The organism is Actinoplanes sp. NPDC000266, from assembly GCF_042899005.1.
Taxonomy (GTDB): domain Bacteria; phylum Actinomycetota; class Actinomycetes; order Mycobacteriales; family Micromonosporaceae; genus Actinoplanes.
The window spans coordinates 618,761-636,451 of sequence record NZ_JBIAZI010000003.1; the positions used below are offsets into that span (position 1 = coordinate 618,761).

18 protein-coding genes are annotated in these 17,691 nt (G+C 69.4%); 11 read left to right on the forward strand and 7 right to left on the reverse strand.

The annotated features are described in order from the left end of the window. Positions 1-22: 22 nt before the first annotated feature. From ACFY36_RS14330 to ACFY36_RS14345, 4 genes are all read right to left on the reverse strand, one after another. Complete coding sequence (locus tag ACFY36_RS14330; RefSeq protein WP_499746390.1) at positions 23-451, reverse strand: aminotransferase class V-fold PLP-dependent enzyme; 429 nt, start codon at positions 449-451, stop codon at positions 23-25. A 150-nt stretch (positions 452-601) separates the two neighbouring features. Continuing rightward, positions 602-2,206 carry a CotH kinase family protein gene (locus ACFY36_RS14335; protein WP_499746391.1) on the reverse strand — a complete coding sequence of 535 codons (1,605 nt, stop codon included), beginning with the start codon at positions 2,204-2,206 and terminating at the stop codon, positions 602-604. Beyond that, complete coding sequence (locus ACFY36_RS14340) at positions 2,203-2,880, reverse strand: DUF4956 domain-containing protein (protein WP_499746392.1); 678 nt, start codon at positions 2,878-2,880, stop codon at positions 2,203-2,205. Before ACFY36_RS14340 ends, ACFY36_RS14335 begins: the two co-directional genes overlap by 4 nt. Before the next feature lie 5 nt (positions 2,881-2,885). Next, positions 2,886-3,737: a polyphosphate polymerase domain-containing protein gene (locus ACFY36_RS14345; protein ID WP_499746393.1), complete on the reverse strand. Its 852-nt coding sequence runs from the start codon at positions 3,735-3,737 to the stop codon at positions 2,886-2,888. Positions 3,738-3,952: 215 nt separating this feature from the next. Here ACFY36_RS14345 and ACFY36_RS14350 point away from each other — a divergent pair, with 215 nt between their 5' ends. Together ACFY36_RS14350 and ACFY36_RS14355 are read left to right on the forward strand one after the other, a co-directional pair. Next, positions 3,953-5,104 carry a sensor histidine kinase gene (locus ACFY36_RS14350; RefSeq protein WP_499746394.1) on the forward strand — a complete coding sequence of 384 codons (1,152 nt, stop codon included), beginning with the start codon at positions 3,953-3,955 and terminating at the stop codon, positions 5,102-5,104. Then, positions 5,101-5,778 carry a response regulator gene (locus ACFY36_RS14355; RefSeq protein ID WP_499746395.1) on the forward strand — a complete coding sequence of 226 codons (678 nt, stop codon included), beginning with the start codon at positions 5,101-5,103 and terminating at the stop codon, positions 5,776-5,778. The genes ACFY36_RS14350 and ACFY36_RS14355 overlap by 4 nt, the downstream gene beginning before the upstream one ends. On the opposite strand, the gene ACFY36_RS14360 is transcribed toward ACFY36_RS14355, so the two are convergent. Both ACFY36_RS14360 and ACFY36_RS14365 read right to left on the reverse strand, forming a co-directional pair. Continuing rightward, positions 5,775-6,302, reverse strand: a complete 528-nt coding sequence (locus ACFY36_RS14360; RefSeq protein WP_499746396.1) for a cupin domain-containing protein — start codon at positions 6,300-6,302, stop codon at positions 5,775-5,777. The genes ACFY36_RS14355 and ACFY36_RS14360 overlap by 4 nt on opposite strands. 58 nt (positions 6,303-6,360) lie before the next feature. Then, positions 6,361-7,317, reverse strand: coding sequence for a LysR substrate-binding domain-containing protein (locus ACFY36_RS14365; RefSeq protein WP_499746397.1), 957 nt, complete (start codon positions 7,315-7,317; stop codon positions 6,361-6,363). A 43-nt stretch (positions 7,318-7,360) separates the two neighbouring features. On the opposite strand from ACFY36_RS14365, the gene ACFY36_RS14370 reads away from it, so the two are divergent. Beyond that, positions 7,361-8,305, forward strand: coding sequence for a LysR family transcriptional regulator (locus tag ACFY36_RS14370; protein ID WP_499746398.1), 945 nt, complete (start codon positions 7,361-7,363; stop codon positions 8,303-8,305). Here the strand turns inward: ACFY36_RS14370 and ACFY36_RS14375 are convergent. Then, positions 8,265-9,398 carry an FAD-dependent monooxygenase gene (locus ACFY36_RS14375; protein WP_499746399.1) on the reverse strand — a complete coding sequence of 378 codons (1,134 nt, stop codon included), beginning with the start codon at positions 9,396-9,398 and terminating at the stop codon, positions 8,265-8,267. The genes ACFY36_RS14370 and ACFY36_RS14375 overlap by 41 nt on opposite strands. Positions 9,399-9,556: 158 nt before the next feature. Here ACFY36_RS14375 and ACFY36_RS14380 point away from each other — a divergent pair, with 158 nt between their 5' ends. The 8 genes from ACFY36_RS14380 (at position 9,557) to ACFY36_RS14415 (ending at position 17,684) form a co-directional block, all read left to right on the forward strand. Beyond that, on the forward strand, positions 9,557-10,696 hold the full coding sequence (locus ACFY36_RS14380) for a sugar ABC transporter substrate-binding protein (RefSeq protein WP_499746400.1): 1,140 nt from the start codon (positions 9,557-9,559) through the stop codon (positions 10,694-10,696). Next, entirely contained in the window at positions 10,696-12,219 is a 1,524-nt protein-coding gene (locus ACFY36_RS14385) for a sugar ABC transporter ATP-binding protein (RefSeq protein ID WP_499746401.1), read from the forward strand. The genes ACFY36_RS14380 and ACFY36_RS14385 overlap by 1 nt, the downstream gene beginning before the upstream one ends. Then, entirely contained in the window at positions 12,206-13,210 is a 1,005-nt protein-coding gene (locus tag ACFY36_RS14390; protein ID WP_499746402.1) for an ABC transporter permease, read from the forward strand. Before ACFY36_RS14385 ends, ACFY36_RS14390 begins: the two co-directional genes overlap by 14 nt. Before the next feature lie 86 nt (positions 13,211-13,296). Further along, a complete protein-coding gene (locus ACFY36_RS14395) occupies positions 13,297-14,277 on the forward strand; it encodes a fumarylacetoacetate hydrolase family protein (RefSeq protein ID WP_499746403.1) in 981 nt (326 codons plus the stop codon). Further along, positions 14,274-15,056 carry an SDR family NAD(P)-dependent oxidoreductase gene (locus ACFY36_RS14400; protein WP_499746404.1) on the forward strand — a complete coding sequence of 261 codons (783 nt, stop codon included), beginning with the start codon at positions 14,274-14,276 and terminating at the stop codon, positions 15,054-15,056. Before ACFY36_RS14395 ends, ACFY36_RS14400 begins: the two co-directional genes overlap by 4 nt. Positions 15,057-15,079: 23 nt before the next feature. Then, positions 15,080-16,000: a VOC family protein gene (locus tag ACFY36_RS14405; protein WP_499746405.1), complete on the forward strand. Its 921-nt coding sequence runs from the start codon at positions 15,080-15,082 to the stop codon at positions 15,998-16,000. Further along, the gene (locus ACFY36_RS14410) at positions 16,000-16,722 is read left to right on the forward strand and encodes an SDR family NAD(P)-dependent oxidoreductase (protein ID WP_499746406.1); all 723 of its coding nucleotides are present in this window, start codon (positions 16,000-16,002) and stop codon (positions 16,720-16,722) included. Before ACFY36_RS14405 ends, ACFY36_RS14410 begins: the two co-directional genes overlap by 1 nt. Continuing rightward, positions 16,719-17,684, forward strand: a complete 966-nt coding sequence (locus ACFY36_RS14415; RefSeq protein WP_499746407.1) for an ornithine cyclodeaminase family protein — start codon at positions 16,719-16,721, stop codon at positions 17,682-17,684. Before ACFY36_RS14410 ends, ACFY36_RS14415 begins: the two co-directional genes overlap by 4 nt. The last annotated feature ends 7 nt before the right edge of the window (positions 17,685-17,691 follow it).

Below are 17,691 nucleotides of genomic sequence, written 5' to 3' on the forward strand. Positions count from 1 at the left end.
GCGGATGAAGCCCAGCAGGCCCTCAGGCTCCGTACTTGCGGGCGTGCGCGGCGACGACAGCCAGGACGCCGTCGATCTCCCCGGCGCTGTTGGAGAAAGCCGGGTCGATCCTGATGTGCCCTTGCCAGTCACCGACGTGGAAACCCTCACGAGTCAGCGACTGGTGCAGGTTCCTGTGCTGTGGGATGTCGAAAGCCACGATGCCCGCGCGGCGCTCCGGGTCGGCCGGCGTCCACAAGACCACTCCTGCGTCTTCGAGCGCTGCCAGGCCGTTCATGAGGCGGGCCACGTGCGTCGCGACCCGGGCATGGGCCTGTGCATGCCCGATTTCCTTCACCATGGCGAGCCCCGCCGCTGCCGCCACGTTCGCCAGCGCATCGGTCATGCCCGACTCGAACCGGCGGGCGTCCGCATAGGTGGGAGCAGCGAAAAAGTCGACCGAGGGGTTCACCGTCCGGCTCGCCAAGTGGATCCCCTCCGCAGGAGCAGCACCTGACCGCCGTGACCGAGCCCGCGGGTGGGTCTGCGTGCAGCGTCAGGTCCGCGACTTTCGGGGATGATGCCGGCCCGCGAGGGGCCTGCGGGCCGGCATCACCTGCCGTCAACCCTTGATCACCTCGGTGCTCGCAAGATAGGCCGATCGCTGCGTGATCAGCGTCCGGAGCTTGCCGGCTTCGGTCGCGGTGGCGTCCTTGTCGTAGCCGCCGACGGTCGACAGGACCCGGGTGATCGCGTCCAGGCTGTTCGCCGCGGTGCCGCCGGCGTAGATCTTCTGGTACAGCTCCCGGTAGGCCTTCTGGTAGACGGACTTGTACGCCGCGCTGGCCAGGAAGCGGTCCTTGAGCTTGTTGCCGCCGCCGAATCCACCATCGCCGCCAGGGCCTTGCCCCTGCATCCCGGCGGGCGGCTGTATACCGTCGGGAAGTTGCATTCCGTCGGGGAGTTGCATTCCCTCGGGGAGTTGCATGCCACCCGGGAAGCCGCCACCCCCGCCGAACATGCTGACGGTCTCGTTCGGGTCCTGCTCGGCGTTGCCGGACAGCGTCAGGTTGTAATCCCAGCCGACCACCGTGAACTTCTTGGTCCTGAGGTCGTACCAGAGGTAGTAGTTCTTTCCCGGTCCGGCCATGTCGTCGGAGTTGAGCAGCAGGTTCTGCACCGCCACGTAGCGGGCGAACGCCTGCACGTCGACGTGGTCGCCGAGGTGCGCGCCGAACTCGGCATCACTGGCGTTGTTCACCCACTTGACCAGGTCGATGACCGGCTGCAGATCCTGGCTGCCCTTCTTGTTGATCTGCTTGAAGTCGTCGGCGTAGTCGGTCTGGTCGTCGCCCTGGTCGGTGAACTCGCTGGTCGCCAGGCTCTTGTAGAGCACGCCCTTGCCGTCGATGTCGTCGGCGAAGTTCTCGTCGGGGTGCTCCACGACCAGCCGGGCGGTGGTCGGGCGGTCGTTGACGGTGAAGCTGCTGTAGGCGTAGCGCTGGGCCGTCTCACCCGCGGCGGCGAGCACGTCGAGGGACACCGCCTCGTTGAGGACCGTGCTGCCGCCACCCATGCCGGCGACCCGGACCGCGATCTCCCGGTGCCCCTGGTAGCGGCGACCCTCGACGAACTCGTCGAAGCGGATCAGCCAGGGCAGGGTTTCCGGCTCTTCGGCCTTGAGCGAGGACATGCCGCCGAAGCCACCACCGCCGGGAAGACCTCCGCCTTGAGCACCGGCACCGGGGAAGCCGCCGGCCGGGAAGCCGCCGCCTTGCGCGCCGCCGTCTCGCCCGGTGTCGCGGCCTCGCCCGGCACCGCCGAAGCCGTTCGGATTGGACTCACCGTTGCGGGTCAGACCGGACAGGGTGGAGTTGCCTTTGAGCCGGATCCCGACGCTCGCGACAGTGGTGCCGTCGATCGTCAGGTCGGCCTCCAGGAATTCCTTCTCGCCGTCCTTCCAGAACGAGTCGAGCAATCGCTCGTACGCGTCGTCCCGGAACGTCAGCTTGATGCTGTGCGCGACGGTCGCGTCGAACAGGTCCTTCGTGCCGGTGATGTCCTGGGTGATCTGGTCACCGTCGTTGTCGCTGGAGCTGGTCACCAGCGGCGCGACGCGAACGGTGCTGAACACCACCACGAGGGTGAGCGCCACCGTCGCGCAGGTCGCGAGCAGCTTCCAGTAGTGCCGGATCCGCACCGGGATCCGGTACTTCAGGCGGGTCACAGGTCCGCCTGGTCGTATCCGGTCAGGACCGTCACCCGCTGCCCGCCGGTCCGCTCGCCGAGCGCGGAGATCAGCTGGCCGGGCTCGTGACCCTTCTTCAGGCGCACGGTGTACATCAGCTCGGTGAGCGCCCCGCCGCGGATCGACTCGATGCTGATCAGCTCGAACTCGCTGGTGTGCGCGATCAGCACGTCCTGGATGCCGTCGGTGTAGTTGCCCTCCGGCGGGACCTGCACCTTGACGACCTGCCGCTGCACGTTCGCCGCGAACCAGTTGAACCGGAACATCACCACGATGATCAGGCTGATCGTGACCGCGGCCACCACGGCGAGGGTGTAGAAGCGGGTGCCGGCGGCCATGCCGACGCCCATCACCAGGAAGATGAACCCGACGTCACGGGTCTCCTTGATCGCATTGCGGAACCGCACCACGGACAAGGCGCCGACCAACGCGAAGGCACGGGCGATGTTCGACCCGACAACCAGCATGATCAGCGAGATCAGCATGCCGAGAATGATCAGCGTCTGCACATAGGACTGGCTGTAGGAAACATTTCGGTGGGTGAACCGGTAGACCCAAGCAATCATCGTGCTGAGCACGAACGACAGCAGCAGCGCGATGGCGATGTCGCCGACGCTGAATGTGCCGGACAGATCTTGAACGTCGAATTGCATGGGAATCAGGCCTCGCTGAGTTCGTGGTCGGGGACGTGGAAGATCGAACGAGGAGCGCGGCCGAAGGCCTCGACGCTCTGGCAGTACTTGGAGACCCGCACGACCGACATGTTCATCTCGGCGGCCAGGTCGGTGAGCCAGTACGGGACCCGCTCGTTGGCCTTGAACTCGACCACCGAGAGCTGGGCCGGAATGATCAGCCGGTTCTCCGCGTCGGCTCCGAAGGCAAAATCGCGGTCCCGGCCGCGCAGACGACTGTCGATCGTGACGCGCAGCCCGGTGTCGGCGTCCCGGCCCATGTAGGCCTCTCGCTGATAACCGGTCATTGCCACCGGCCGCAGATCGAGCACCGAGACGAGTCCGAGGACCTCCTCGACGAACGGGCTGCGCTCGACCAGGATCCGGCGATCGCACAGGTCACGGGCCAGGTGGTACGGCATGGCGACGCGCCGCTTCTGGGTGACCCGGTTGACCCGTTGCTTGATCTCCACGTGGACGTCGGTGTCGTCGTCCACGCTGAAGCGGTCGCCGTAGTGACGTACCCGCAGTTTGCGACGGAACTTCAGGCCCTCGATCTTCTCCCAGTAGAAGCGCAGGTCACGGGTGTCGTAGTAGGTGCTCCACACGCCGTAGCCACCGTCGCCGCTGTGGCTGTCACGGTCGAGGCGGGACTCCAGCACGGTGCGGAGCCGGGCTACCTCCGTACTGGGAAGCAGGTATTTGATCTCGAACCGGTTGAACGCGTGCAGCTTGCTGGGAGCGCGCAGCGCGTGGCCGACATCGGCGTCCGGCTCGGGAACCTCCGCCGTTGGTGGCGCGGGTTCCTCAGCCGTACGACGGCGGAACGGCAGTCGCATGAGAAGGGCCAATCTGATTGACGAGCGGGGGAATGAAGCATGAACACAAGGTTTACGAGAAGCAGCCCAACGATGGACCACTGTCGAGGTTCGCCGCGTCCTCCAGCGGTAGTCAGTGATGCCCGAATCCCTACTACGACCGTGGTATTGCACAGCCGGCACACAGCCCACGAGGGGACGACGCCGGGAACGGTCCGACGGCCTACCTTCTATGCATGTTCAACCCCGCTGTGCAGCGATTCCGTGACACGGCCGTACGGCATCCGCTGCTGCTCGACGCGGTCCTGGGCCTGGCGCTGGCGGGGCCCGCGATGGCGATCGGTGAGGCGCCGGCGGCGCGGATCGTCGCCGTCCTCGCCTGCCTGGCAGTGGCAGTTCGCCGACGGTGGCCGGCCCCGGTCCTCGCGGTGACCGCTACCGCGACGATCGTGCAGACGCTCGTCGCCGACTGGCGTGGCCCGGAGTTGATGATCGCGCTGCTGGTGTGCGTGTACACCGTGGCCACCCGCACCGAGCGACAGCGGATGTGGCTGATCGCCGCGGCCATCGCGTTGCCGCTCTACCTCGCGCTGGTCGCCACTTCCGACGCGAGCTGGTGGGCGCCCCAGAACATCACCACGCTCGCCGGAGTCGGGATGGCCACCGCGGTCGGCGACGCCACCAGCAGCCGCCGCGCCTACGTCGCCGAAGTGGAGGAGCGCGCCCGGCGGGCCGAGCAGTCGCGCGACGACGAGGCCCGCCGCCGGGTCTTCGAGGAGCGCATCCGGATCGCGCGGGAACTGCACGACGTGGTCAGCCACCACATCGCCGTGATCAACGTGCAGGCCGGCGCCGCCCGGCACGTCATGCGCCGGCAGCCGGCTGCCGCCGACTCGGCGCTGGAACACATCCGGCACGCCTCGGACACCGTGCTGCGAGAACTCGGTTCCATCGTCGGTGTGCTGCGGCAGGCCGGTGATCTGGAGCCTGGCACCGAACCGGTCCGGGGGCTGGCCCGGCTGCCGGCGCTGCTCGACACGGTCGCCGCCGCCGGCCTGAAAGTCGGCCACCAGCAGCACGGCGAGGCACGTGCGCTGCCGGTCGTGGTCGACCTGGCCGCGTTCCGCATCGTGCAGGAGGCGCTCACGAACGCGCAGAAACACGGCACCGGAACCGCGTGTCTCACGGTCAGTTACACCCCGCGCGAGGTGGTGCTGGAAGTGGTGAATCCGATCGGGACGGCCGGTACCGGCAGCGGTTACGGTCTGATCGGCATGCGGGAACGGGTCACCGCCGCCGGGGGCACGCTGGAAGCACGACATCGCTCCGGCGATGAGTTCCGGCTGCGTGCCGTCCTACCCGCCCCGAAGACGAAAGACCAACTGTGACGATTCGCGTGCTGCTCGCCGATGACCAGGCCCTCATCCGGGGCGGTTTCAAGCTCATCCTCGACGGCGAGCCCGACATCGAGGTGGTGGGCGAGGCGTCCAACGGCCGCGACGCGGTCGATCTCGCCCGCAGCAGCCGCGCCGATGTGGTGCTGATGGACATCGGGATGCCGGATCTGGACGGCCTGGAGGCGACACAGCTCATCGCCGAGGACGACAGCCTCTCCGGCGTACGGATCCTGATCCTCACCACGTTCGAGAACGACGACAACGTGGTGCGTGCGCTGCGGGCCGGAGCCGGCGGTTTCCTCGGCAAGAACGTCGATCCACCCGACCTGGTACGCGCCGTGAAGACCATCGCGGCCGGCGAGTCCCTGCTGTCGCCGCGCGCCACGCAGGTCCTGATCAGCCGGTTCCTCAGTCATCCGGAGCTGGCGCCGCTGCCGGAAGCCCATCCGATCCAGGGGCTGACCGACCGCGAGCGTGAGGTGCTGACGATGGTCGCGCACGGCCGGTCGAACGAGGAGATCGCCCAGCGACTCCACCTGTCTCCCCTGACGGCGAAGACCCATGTGAACCGGGCGATGACCAAGCTCGGTGTGCGCGACCGCGCTCAACTGGTCGTCATCGCCTATCAGAGCGGGCTCGTGCGCGCCGGCGACCCGCCACCCTAATCCCGCGGGCCGCCAAGCATCAGGCCCGCGGCGAAGGCCGCCAGTTGCTCGTCGAACTCGCCGTCGACCAGGACGAAGGCGACTCTGGCAGTGACCGTGCCACGGTTGGCCCAGGCGTGGTCGGTGCCGCGCTGGACGACCACGTCGCCGGCGCGCAGGGTGACCTGGGAGTCGTCGAGCACGAGCGTGATCTCGCCTTCGAGCACGATGCCGTAGTCGATCGAGGCGGTTCGGTGCACCGGGGATTGCAGGCCGCGCTCGTCCAGGTGACCGGGTGCGAACTCGTTGATCCGGATCCGGGTACCGCGCGGCGGGGGCGGGACGGTCAGTTCCCGCTCGGTGGGTTCGCCTGGTTCGGCCGCGGTGATGCGGGCCGGTGCTCCCTCGGTGTTCCAGATCTCGTGGAAGGCGACACCGTCGGCCGGAATCTGCCGGGTGACCGGCACGGGACCGTCGGAGACGACTACGGAGACGCCGTCGGGAGTGTGGCCGGTCACGACACGGCGCGGCGCGGTGAAGGTCATGCGCCGAGTCAGCCAGACGGCGCCACGGGCGGCAACGTGCTCGTGCCGATGCCTGGTATCAGTCGTCGTCCGAGATGGTGACGGCCAGGTCGTAGAGCAGGCGCCGCAACCAGACGACGGCCGGGTCCTTCTGCCGGCGCGGGTGCCAGTGCGCCGACTCGATGATCCCGACCGGGCTCAGCGGGGTAGGGGCGATGACCAGGTCGAGCACGTCGAGGCAGCGCCGGGCGAGACGGGCGGGCACGAACGCGCACATGTCGGTGCCGGCCACCGCGTACGGCAGGGTGAGCAGGCTGGTCACCCGGACCAGGACGGTGCGGTCGGCCAGCCCGCTGCGCTCCAGTTCGAGTTCCAGCGGGCGTCGCTGCTGTCCGGCCGGCAGGAACTCGGCCACCGCGTGCGGCATGCGCCGTAGGTCGTCCAGGCCCAGCGCCCCGTTGTCGTCGAGCATCGGGTGGTTGCGGGCGACCAGACACGCCAGCTTGTCGGTGAAGACCGGCTGCTGGTGGCCCGGGAAGTCGAAGCCGAGCGGGGCGATGACCAGATCGCGGCGCATCAGCTGGCCCTCGACCCGGTCGCCGGTCAGGTCGAGCGGGTCCAAGGCGACGGTGCATCCGGGCGCACGCTCCGCCAGCAGGCGAGTCAAGGGGGCGGCGAGCACGGTCATCGCGTACTCCGACATGCTCAACGTGAACCGCTTGGCGCTGGTGCCCGCGTCGAACTCCCGGCGGTTGCCGAGCAACGCGTCAGCGGCCTCGACCGCCTGGACCACCAGCGGCCGCAGACCCTCCGCGAAGGGACTCAGCTCGAAGCCGCGGCCGGAACGGACCAGCAGGTCATCGTCGAAGTGCCGGCGCAGCCGGCCCAGCGCACCGCTCATCGCCGCCTGGGTCATCGTCATCCGCTCGCCGGCCAGCGTGAGGTTGCGTTCCTCGAGCAGGGCGTGCAGGGCCAGCAGGAGGTTGGCGTCGACCTCCCGAAGCCGTTCCCGGGAATGTTGCTTGTGTGTGAACATGGCAGCGATCGTGTCGATCCTAACGATCAGGAGGCAGCGGGCAATGGCGCTCGGCGGTACCGATCTGAACCTGCTTCTCCTGCTGAAGGTGCTGCTCGAAGAGGGCAACGTCACCCGGGCCGGCCAGCGCCTGTCGCTCAGCCAGCCCGCGATGAGCGCCGCTCTGGCCCGGCTGCGCCGTAAGTTCGATGACGAGTTGCTGGTCCGGTCCGGCCGCGACTACGAGCTGACGCCATTCGCGCGTGACCTGCTCCCTGAGGTGCAGCACGCGGCGCGGCTCGTCGGCGCGGCGCTGAATCTGGAGGACGAGTTCGACCCCGTTACCAGCCAGCGGATTTTTCGGCTGACGATGAGCGATTACGCCATCGCGATCCTGCACGAGCCGCTGGTCCAGCAGCTCGAGGCCGAGGCGCCGGGCGTACGCCTGGTCGTCGACCACCTCGGGCCGGACTCGAACAGCTCGGACCGGATCCTGGTCGACAACGACGCGGTCGTCGCCCCGATGGGCTTCGGCTTCCCGGGCACATCGCGGGCCCTGTGGGCGGACCGCATGGTGGTGCTCGCCGACCGGGACAATCCACGGGTGACCGACGGCCGGCTCACCCTCGACGACCTCGCCGCGCTGCCGCACGCGGCGGCCACCTTCGGCCCCGGCGTGATCACGCACGCCGACCGGATCTTCGGCGACCTGCACGTCGACCGGCGGGTCGCGTTGCAGGTGTTCGGCTACCTGCCGTTGGCCTATGTCATCGAGGGCACCGACATGGTGGCGGTCGTGCCGGAGATGCTGGCCCGCATGCACGTGCGGGACGGCGGGCCGCTGCTCATGATCGAACCGCCGTTCCCGCAGTCTTTGCTGGCCGAGGGCTACTGGTACGCCGAGGACCGGCTCTCCGACCCGGCCGACCGGTGGCTGTTCGGCCGGCTCGATGCGCTGGGCGCCGTGCTCAGGCGGGCGTCACCAGGGCGTTCAGCGTCTCACCCATGAGCTTGCCGGGGTCGGCGCCCGGCGTCCGCGGGTGGATCTCCCACTCGGCCAGGGTGAGGCTCGTGTCGAGCACCATCGTGACCCGGGGACAGCGGCGCTCCATGAAGGCCGGCAGCACGTCGTCGATCTTGTCTCCGGCCGTGATCATCTCAGCCAGGATCACCGCGTCCTCGGCGCACATCGCCGCGCCCTGGGCGATCAACGGCGGGCAGCCGTGCGCGGCGTCGCCCAGGATGATCGTCCGGCCGCGGTACCAGGGAGAGTCGACGCGGATCGCCTCGATCCACTGGTAGTTGACGATCGCGTCGTCGGCGATCCCGTCGCGGACCCGGCCCCAGGTGCCGCCGTACCCCTGGCCCCGGTCCTTGAGCAGCGCGCCATGGGGGCCCTCGCCGATGAACGAGCGGTCCAGATTGGCCTCCATCAGGTAGGCGTAACAGAGTTCCTCGGAGATCGGCGTGTAGCCGGCCTTGTATTTCGGTCCGCCGTAGTACAACTCGGAGCAGTCCATCCCGTCCGGCCGCGGCGCGACGGTGCGCCAGATGCTGATGCCGATCGGGAACGGCTGCGTCTCGATGCCGATCATCGAGCGCACCTTGGAGTGGATGCCATCGGCGCCCACGAGCAGGTCGACCCGTTCGGTCGTGCCGTCCGACAGCGTCGCGGTGACGCCGTCGCCGTGGTCGTCGATGCGGGTGACCGTGGTACCCAGCCGGACGTCGACACCGGCCCTGAGCAGGTCGTCGGCGAGCAGATCGGCGATGTCCGAGCGGCGCGCGCCCATGGTCGAAGGCAGCCCGGGGCCGCCCATCGGCGGGGCCTCGATCTCGGTGATCAGGCCGCCGTCGGCGGTGCGCAGGCGAACCTTGTCGAAGCCGTACGCCCGCTGCGCGAGCCGCTCGTAGATGCCGACCTCGTGGAACGCCTTGAGGGCGTTGCCCTGCAGCGTGATGCCGTGGCCGACGCCGCGCAGGGAGGTGCGCAGGTCGACCAGTACAACCTCCGCGCCGCGCTGAGTCAGGGCGAGCGACAGCACTCCTCCGGTGATCCCGCCGCCGACGATGAGGACGCGCCGCGCCCGATTCTGGGACATTTCTCCTCCTGAGTGTGCCGTCGCTCACAGGAAACCCTTGCGCGGGCAACTCCGGAACTCTGCTCGCACCTATGCCAGGCATTTGTGACGGCATTTTCTCGCTGGGTCATGTTTCGGCCAGGCTTCGTGGTGATGACGACCACATGAGGGAGCTGTCAATGAGACATAAATCCTGGCTGGCGACCATGGCAGCGGTACTGGCAGTCACGGCGGCCGGCTGTTCCAGCGGCAGTGCGGAGAACTCGGCCGCACAGGGCGCTACCAGCGACGCGGCGAAGCAGGCGCTGCAGGCGGCCTACACCGGGGCCACCGGAGTTCCGCCCACGGCGAGCACCACCCCGAAGAAGGGCGTCAAGGCCTGGGTGGTGTCGTGCGGGCAGCAGTTGCCCTCGTGTACCACGCCGACCAACGGCATCGTCGAGGCGGCCAAGGCGATCGGCTGGGAGGTCAACGTCTGCGACGGCAAGCTCAGCCCGGACGGCTGGGGCAGCTGCGTGGACCAGGCCGCCACGGCCAAGGCCGACGTCGTCTTCCCGGTCGGGATCGACTGCGCCAGCGTCAAGGCGCCGTTCGAGGCCGCGGCCAAAGCCGGCGTGAAGATCATCGGGGCGGGCGGCTCCGACTGCACCGCGACCGGCGGGACCGCGGTCTTCGCCACCGAACGCCTGCAGCTCGACGGGGTCGCCATCGACGAGTACTGGAAGAAGGCCGGCGCTGCCGTCGCGAACTATCTGATCGGCTCCACCGACGGCAAGGCGAACGTGCTGGAGCTCAAGTTCACCGACCCGGTCTGGGGGCCGTGGCTGAGCCAGGGCTTCGAGGCGCAGATCGCGACCTGCTCCACCTGCAAGATCGTCGGCACGCTGGACATCGCCAACGCCGACCTGGGCAGCTCGGCCGGGACCGACAAGTTCTCCGCCGCCCTGCAGAAGTTCACCGACGCCAACGCCGTCTACGTGCCGGTGGGCGGATGGATGAGCACCGGCTTCGCCGCCGCGGTCAAGGCTTCCGGCCGGGCGAGCAGCCTGGTCGTCGCGTCCGGCTTCGGTGACGCCTCGGCGCTGGATCTGGTCCGCAACAACGACGGGCTCAACGCCGTCCTCGGATATGCCACCGAGTGGGGGTCCTACGGCTCGGTCGACGAGGCGATCCGCGTTCTCAACGGGGAGAAGCCGGTCGTCGAGGGCGACGGTTTCCAAGTGGTCGACGCCAAGACCAACATGCCGGCCTCCGGCGACTACATCGGTGGCGACGTCGACTTCAAGACCAAGTACCGCGCGCTGTGGGGCATCGGCTAGTGACCTCCGCTCTCACCGTCCAGGGTCTGACCAAGCGTTTCGGCGCCACGCTGGCCCTGGACGACACCACCCTCACCGTGCGGCCCGGCACCGTGCACGCCCTGCTCGGCGGCAACGGTTCCGGTAAGAGCACGTTGATCAAGACGTTGGCCGGGGTGGTCCGTGCCGACGCCGGCCGGCTGTCCGCGGGCGGCCGGGAGCACCAGCTCAGCGCCTGGACGGCGGCCGGCGCCCACACCGCCGGACTGCGTTTCGTCCACCAGGACCTGGGACTGTTCGACGGGCTCTCGATCGAGGAGAACTTCGCGCTGTGCGCCGGCTACCCGCTGCACACCGGCACCCGGATCCGGTGGCGCCACCTGCGCCGGAAGGTGTCCGCGGTCCTCGGCGAATACGAACTGCACCCCGACCCGCGTACGCCGATCAACGAGCTGCGGCCCGCGGACCGGACCATGGTGGCGATCGCCCGAGCGCTCAGCGACCCCGACCAGGAACAGCTCGTCCTCGTGCTCGACGAGCCGACCGCCTCGCTGCCGCACCACGAGTCCGCCCTGCTGCTGCGCCGGATCCGGCGGCTGGCCGACCAAGGCCAGACCGTCGTGCTGGTCAGTCACCGGATGACCGAGGTTCTCTCGGTCGCCGACGACTTCACCGTCTTCCGCGACGGGCGCAGCGTGGCAGCCCTGGTGGACGCCGAACCGACCGAGGACGAGCTCGTCGAGCTGATGGCCGGCCGGGCGGTGGACGCGTTGCGCCCGGTCGCTGCCACGAGCGCCGGCACCGCCGTACGGCTGAAGGTCGAGAATCTGTCCGGAGGACCGCTCACCGGGGCCGATCTCGAAGCTCGCGAGGGTGAGATCGTCGGCATCGCGGGACTGGCCGGATCGGGGCGCTCGACCCTGCTGCGCATGCTCTTCGGCGACCTTCGACCGGCGTCGGGCCGGGTCACGCTGGACGGCGAGCCCTACGCCCCGGCCGACGTCGCGGACGCGATGAGCCGTGGGGCCGCCCTGGTCCCGGAGGATCGGGGCGGTGAGGCCGCGTTCGCCGACCTCAGCATCGCCGACAACCTGACCGTGACCAAGCTGGGCAGCTTCTGGTCGTGGCGTGGCATGGACACCCGCGCGGAACAGTCGGTCAGCCGGGAGCTGATCGGCGCGTTCCGGGTCAAGGCCGCCAACCCGTCCGCGCCGTTCACGTCGATGTCCGGCGGCAACCAGCAGAAGGTGATCCTGGCCCGCTGGCTGCAACGCGACCCGGTCCTGCTGCTGCTCGACGAGCCGACTCAGGGCGTCGACGTGATGTCGCGGGTGGACATCTACCGCACGGTCCGGGAAGCGGCCCGGCGCGGAAGCGCTGTCCTGGTCGCCTCCTCGGACGAGAGCGAACTGATCGCCCTCTGCGATCGCATTCTGATCCTCCGGGAAGGCCGGGTGGACGAGGACCTGGCCGCCGAGGGACTGGACCCCGACGAACTGACCCGCAAGCTGCTGCGTGCCCGGAGGACCGATGACAACCGTTGAGCAGACCGAAGTCGCCAGTGCGGTCAGCCCGCGCCGGCTGCTGGGCTTCGCGGAACGCTACGCCCTGCTGGGCCTGTTGGTGCTGATCTGCGTGGCGTTCACGGTCAACCCGGCCAGCGGTGACGTGTTCGGCTCACTCACGAACATCAACGCGGTGCTGCGCGGCCAGACCGCGGTCGCGATGGTCGCGATCGCGGCCATTTTCCCCCTGGCCACCGGCCGGATGGACTTCTCGCTGGGATCGACGGCGGCCACCACGATGGTGCTCGCGGCCGGGTTGATGTCGCGGCACGGCCTGCCGCTGGTGCCGGTGGCGATCCTGTGCGTCGTGCTGGGCGCGCTGATCGGGCTGTTCAACGGGGTCATGGTGACGCGGTTCCGGCTCGATCCGTTCGTCACCACGATCGGTGTCTCGACGCTGCTGGCCGGGCTGATCCAGTGGTACACCCACGGGCAGACGATCTACCAGGGCATCTCCCGGACCCTGACCGACTACAGCTACTCCAAGGTCGCCGGGCTGCCTCAGGTGACGGCGATCGTGGTGGTCATCGCGCTGATCGCCTGGTATCTGCTGTCGCACACCCCCTACGGGCGCTCGCTGTACGCGATCGGCTCCAACCCCGCCTCGGCCCGCCTGGTCGGCCTGCGCGTGGACCGCAACGTGACGCTGAGCTTCGTCATCGCCGGCACGATCGCCGGAGCGGCCGGGGTGCTGCGGCTGGCGGTGCAGGGCAGCGCCACCTCCGACTCCGGCACGTCACTGCTGTTCCCGGCGCTGGCCGCGGTCTTCCTCGGCGCCACCGCGATCCGCCCCGGCTTCTTCAACGTCGCCGGCACTGTCATCGGCGTGCTGTTCGTGTCGTTCTCGGTCAACGGCCTGACCCTGTCCGGCGTCGACTCGTCCGTGCAGTACGTCTTCAACGGCGCCGCGCTGCTGGCCGCCGTCGGCTTCGCCAGCTACCTCGGCCTTCGCCGCCGCAGGCACGGCTGAGAAATCAAGGAGAGAACAATCATGGCGTACGTTCCTGTTCTGGCGTCTCGTGAGCGGTTCTTCTACGAGACGATCGGCTGACAGCGATGAAACTGGCCGCCTACCGACGGCACGAGGAGCCGGCCGGGACACGTCACGTGGGCCTGGTCGTCGGCGACCGCACCGGCTGGTGGATCCACCCGTTCGCCGACGGCCTCGACCTCATCGGGCTGCTGGCCGCTGAGCCGGACGCCCGGGAAGCGGCAGCGGACGTGGCCGCCCAGTCCGACGGCATCCACGCCGGCGACCTGGTGCTGCTGCCGCCGGTCTACCCCGTTGCCATGCGCGACTTCGTGGCCTTCGAGGCGCACGTCGACGGCATGGAGCGCGGCATGGGCTCCGGCGGGCCGCCGCCGGAGTGGTACGAGGCGCCGGTCTTTCTGTTCATGGCACCCCACGCGGTGACCGGGCCGTACGACGACGTGGCCATGCCACCGGACACCGAACGGCTCGACTTCGAGCTGGAGCTGGCCGCCGTCATATGCCGCGACGTCCGCAACGCCACGCCCGAGCAGGCCCGCGCCGCGATCGGCGGGTATCTGGTGATGAACGACTGGTCCGCCCGTGACGTCCAGAGCCGGGAGATGAAGGTCAAGCTCGGCCCGTCCAAGGGCAAGGACTTCGCCACCACCATCGGGCCGTGGGTGGTGACCGCCGACGAGCTGGAGGACTGCCGGGACCAGGACGGCTTCCTCGACCTCGGCATGTCGGTCAAGGTCAACGGCGTATCGGTGGGCGGTGACCGGTCCGGTCACATGGGCTGGTCGTTCGAGCAGCTCGTCGCGCACGCCTCCCGGGCGTCCTGGGTCAAGGCCGGTGAGGTGCTCGGCTCGGGTACCTGCGGCACCGGCTGCCTGGCCGAGATGTGGGGCCGCAACGGGTCACTGACGCCCCCGCCGCTGCGGATCGGTGACGTCGTCGAGATGTCGATCGAGCGGCTCGGCACCATCCGCAATCAGGTCGTCGCCCCGGCCGAGGCCGACATCCCACCCATCGGGCCGGTGCGCCGGCTGACCCGGAAGGCATGACCATGTCCCTGAACCGGCTGGCCGGCAAGATCGCACTCATCACCGGGGTGGGCGGCGGCATGGGCGCCACCGCCGCCGCGCGCTTCGCCGCCGAAGGAGCGCGAGTCATCGGCTGCGACCTGGATGCCGGCGCCGCCGCAACAACCGAGAAGGCGGTCCGGGACGCGGGCGGCGACATCCACGTGATGGCCGGCGTCGACCTCGGCAACGCCGAGCAGGCCCGGGCCTGGGTGGACGCGGCGGCCGCCGTGCACGGCGGCATCGACGTGCTCTACAACAACGCCTCCGCCCAGCGATTCGCGCCGCTCGACGTGCTCACCGTCGAGCAGTGGGACTTCACCATGCGCAACGAGCTGAGCCTGGTCTACTACACCGTCCGCGCCGCGTGGCCGCATCTCAAGGCGCACGGCGGCGGATCGATCATCAACGTCGGCTCGATCGCCGCCATCCGCGGCGTCGAGTTCATGCCGCAGAACGCGCACTCGACCGCCAAGGGCGGCGTCGTGGCGCTCACCCTGCAACTGGTCGTCGAGGGCGGGCCGCACGGCATCCGCGCCAACGTGATCAGCCCCGGGCTGATCGAGACCCCGAACACCGCGCCGCTGCTGGCCGACCCGCCGGAGAACGTACGGCGGATCGTTCTCGACCGTATTCCGCTGGGCCGGCCCGGCCGCACCGACGACGTGGTCAGCGCCGCGATCTTCCTGGCCTCGGACGAGTCCGCGTGGATCAGCGGTGCCCACCTGGTCGTCGACGGCGGCGGCTCGGTCCTCGGCTGACGATCGTCGACGAAGGAGAAGACATGAGCATCACCCACCTGCGTCACGTGGACCTGGCGGTCCCGGACTACGACACGCAGCTGACGTTCTACAAGGACCTGTGGGGCCTGACCGAGACCGGCACCGACGGCAAGCTGTCCTACCTGGCCGCCGAGGGCTCCCCGGAGAACCACATCATTCGGCTGCGGCAGTCCGGCGAGAAGCGCCTGGACCTGATCGCGTTCGGCGCGCCGGACCGGGCCACCGTCGACACGCTGGCCGAGAAGCTGCGCGAGCGAGTCATCTCCGGCCCGGGCGAACTGCAGACCGCCGGCGGCGGTTACGGCTTCCGCTTCTTCGACATCGACGGCCGCACCATCGAGATCAGCGCGGATGTGGCAACCCGGGAACACCGGCGCATCGAGGAGGGCGAGTCCATTCCGGTGAAGCTGTCGCACGTCGTGATCAACAGCGACGACCCGAACCGGACCCGGGACTTCTACGTCGACGTGCTCGGGTTCAAGCTGTCCGACACGCTGTGGAGCGCCCACATGGGCGAGATGATGCACTTCGTCCGCTGCAACGACTGGCACCACAGCCTGGCCATCGTCCGCGGCCCGCACATCTCGGTCCACCACGTCTCGTTCGAGCTGCGCGGCCTCGACGAGTACATGCGCGGCACCGGCCGGATCATGCGGGCCGGGGTCAAGAAGATCTGGGGGCCGGGCCGGCACAACGCCGGGAACAACACGTTCTCCTACTTCCTGGACCCGAGCGGCAACACCATGGAGTACACCACCGAGCTCGCCACGATCGAGACCGATCAGTGGCATCCGCACGTCTTCGACATCGCCGACCCGAACACCCAGGATCTCTGGGGGACGGCCGACCCGATGAGCGAGATCATCGCGCGGGACAGCTTCAACGACCCCGACCGCGGCGTGTTCGTCGCCCCGCCCGTCTGATGGGGCGCCTCGACGGCAAGGTCGTGGTCGTCACCGGCGCGGCCAGGGGCCAGGGCGCGGCCGCGGTGAAGGCGCTGACGGCCGAGGGCGCCACGGTGGTGGCCACCGATGTCCTCGATGCTCCGGGCATCCGGGTGCTCGACGTCACCGACGAACAGGCCTGGGCCGTGCTCGCCGCGTCCCATGACCGGGTCGATGCGCTGGTCAACAACGCCGGGATCGCTGCCCGCGAGCGGCTGCCGCACGTGACCAGGGACGGCTGGCAGCGAGCCTTCGACATCAACGTGACCGGTCCGATGCTGGGTATCCAGGCCCTCGTCCCGCTGATGCCGCCCGGCTCCAGCATCGTCAACGTCTGCTCGGTGGCGGCGGTCTCCGGGCACGCCGCGGCCGCGTACACCGCCAGCAAATGGGCGCTGCGCGGGCTGACCCGATCCGCCGCCCTCGAATTGGGGGAACGCGGGATCCGGGTCAACGCGGTGATGCCCGGCCTGATCGACACCCCGATGATGGCGAACGCCCCGGCCGCTTTCACCGAGGCCGCGCTGGCCGAGATTCCGCTCGGCCGGGTCGGGGTCCCCGAGGACATCGCGCCGACCATTGTCTTCCTCGTCTCCGGCGACTCGGCCTACTACAACGGCGCCGAGATCGTGATCGACGGAGGCCTGACCGCGCACGTCTCGCACAAACGCATCGCCGACGCCACCAGGAGCCGGACATGACCCTGTTTCTCACCGATGCCGACGTGCGCGCCGCCTTCGCCTGGGACGCGGCGGTCGCCGCGCTGCGCGACGCGTATGCCGCGGACAACACCGGGGCGCGCTTCCCGGCCCGCGGGATGGCCCGCGGCGACGGATCGTGGCTGCGCACGCTCAGCGGCGTTCCGGCCGGGACCGGCCTGATGGGCGCGAAGCTGATCGCGGCCAACATGCGCTCGCGCCGGGCGTCGTATCTCATCCCGATCTTCGACGAGCAGAGCGCCGATCTGCTCGCACTGCTGGACGGGCATTCGATCACCGGGTTCCGCACTGCCGCGACCTCGGCGCTCGCCGCCGACCTGCTCAGCCGTCCCGGCCCGGTCCACGTCGCGGTCATCGGGTCCGGGTTCGAGGCCCGCAACCACGTCCGGGCCCTGGCCGCGGTGCGCGAGATCGCCTCGGTCCGCGTCTACAGCCCGAACCCGGCGAGCCGGGCCGCGTTCGCCGCCGACCTGCCGATGGCCGTCGAGTCCTGCGAATCGGCGGATTCCGCGGTGTCCGGCGCCGACGTGGTCATCTGCGCGGCCCGTTCCCGCAACGAGACCCCCACCTTCCAAGGCGCGTGGCTGCGGCCCGGCATGACGGTCGTCTCGATCGGCTCCACGCTGCCCGAACAGCGCGAGGTCGACACCGCCACCCTCGCGCGCGCCGACCTGATCGTGGCCGACATGGTCGCGGAGGTCCGGCACGACACCGGCGACCTGATCACCGCCCGGGCCGAAGGGGTCGAGGTGACAGCAGTCGCCCTGGCCGACGTGGTCGCCGGCCGGGTGAAGGGCCGAACCGACCCGGATCAGGTGCTGCTCTACAAATCGGTCGGGGCCGCGCTGCAGGACCTGGCCGTCGCCGTGCTCTGCCTGCGTCGCGCCCACGAGCTCGGGCTCGGCACACCACTGCCCGTCACCATCCACGCGATCGACAAGTGAGGTAAGC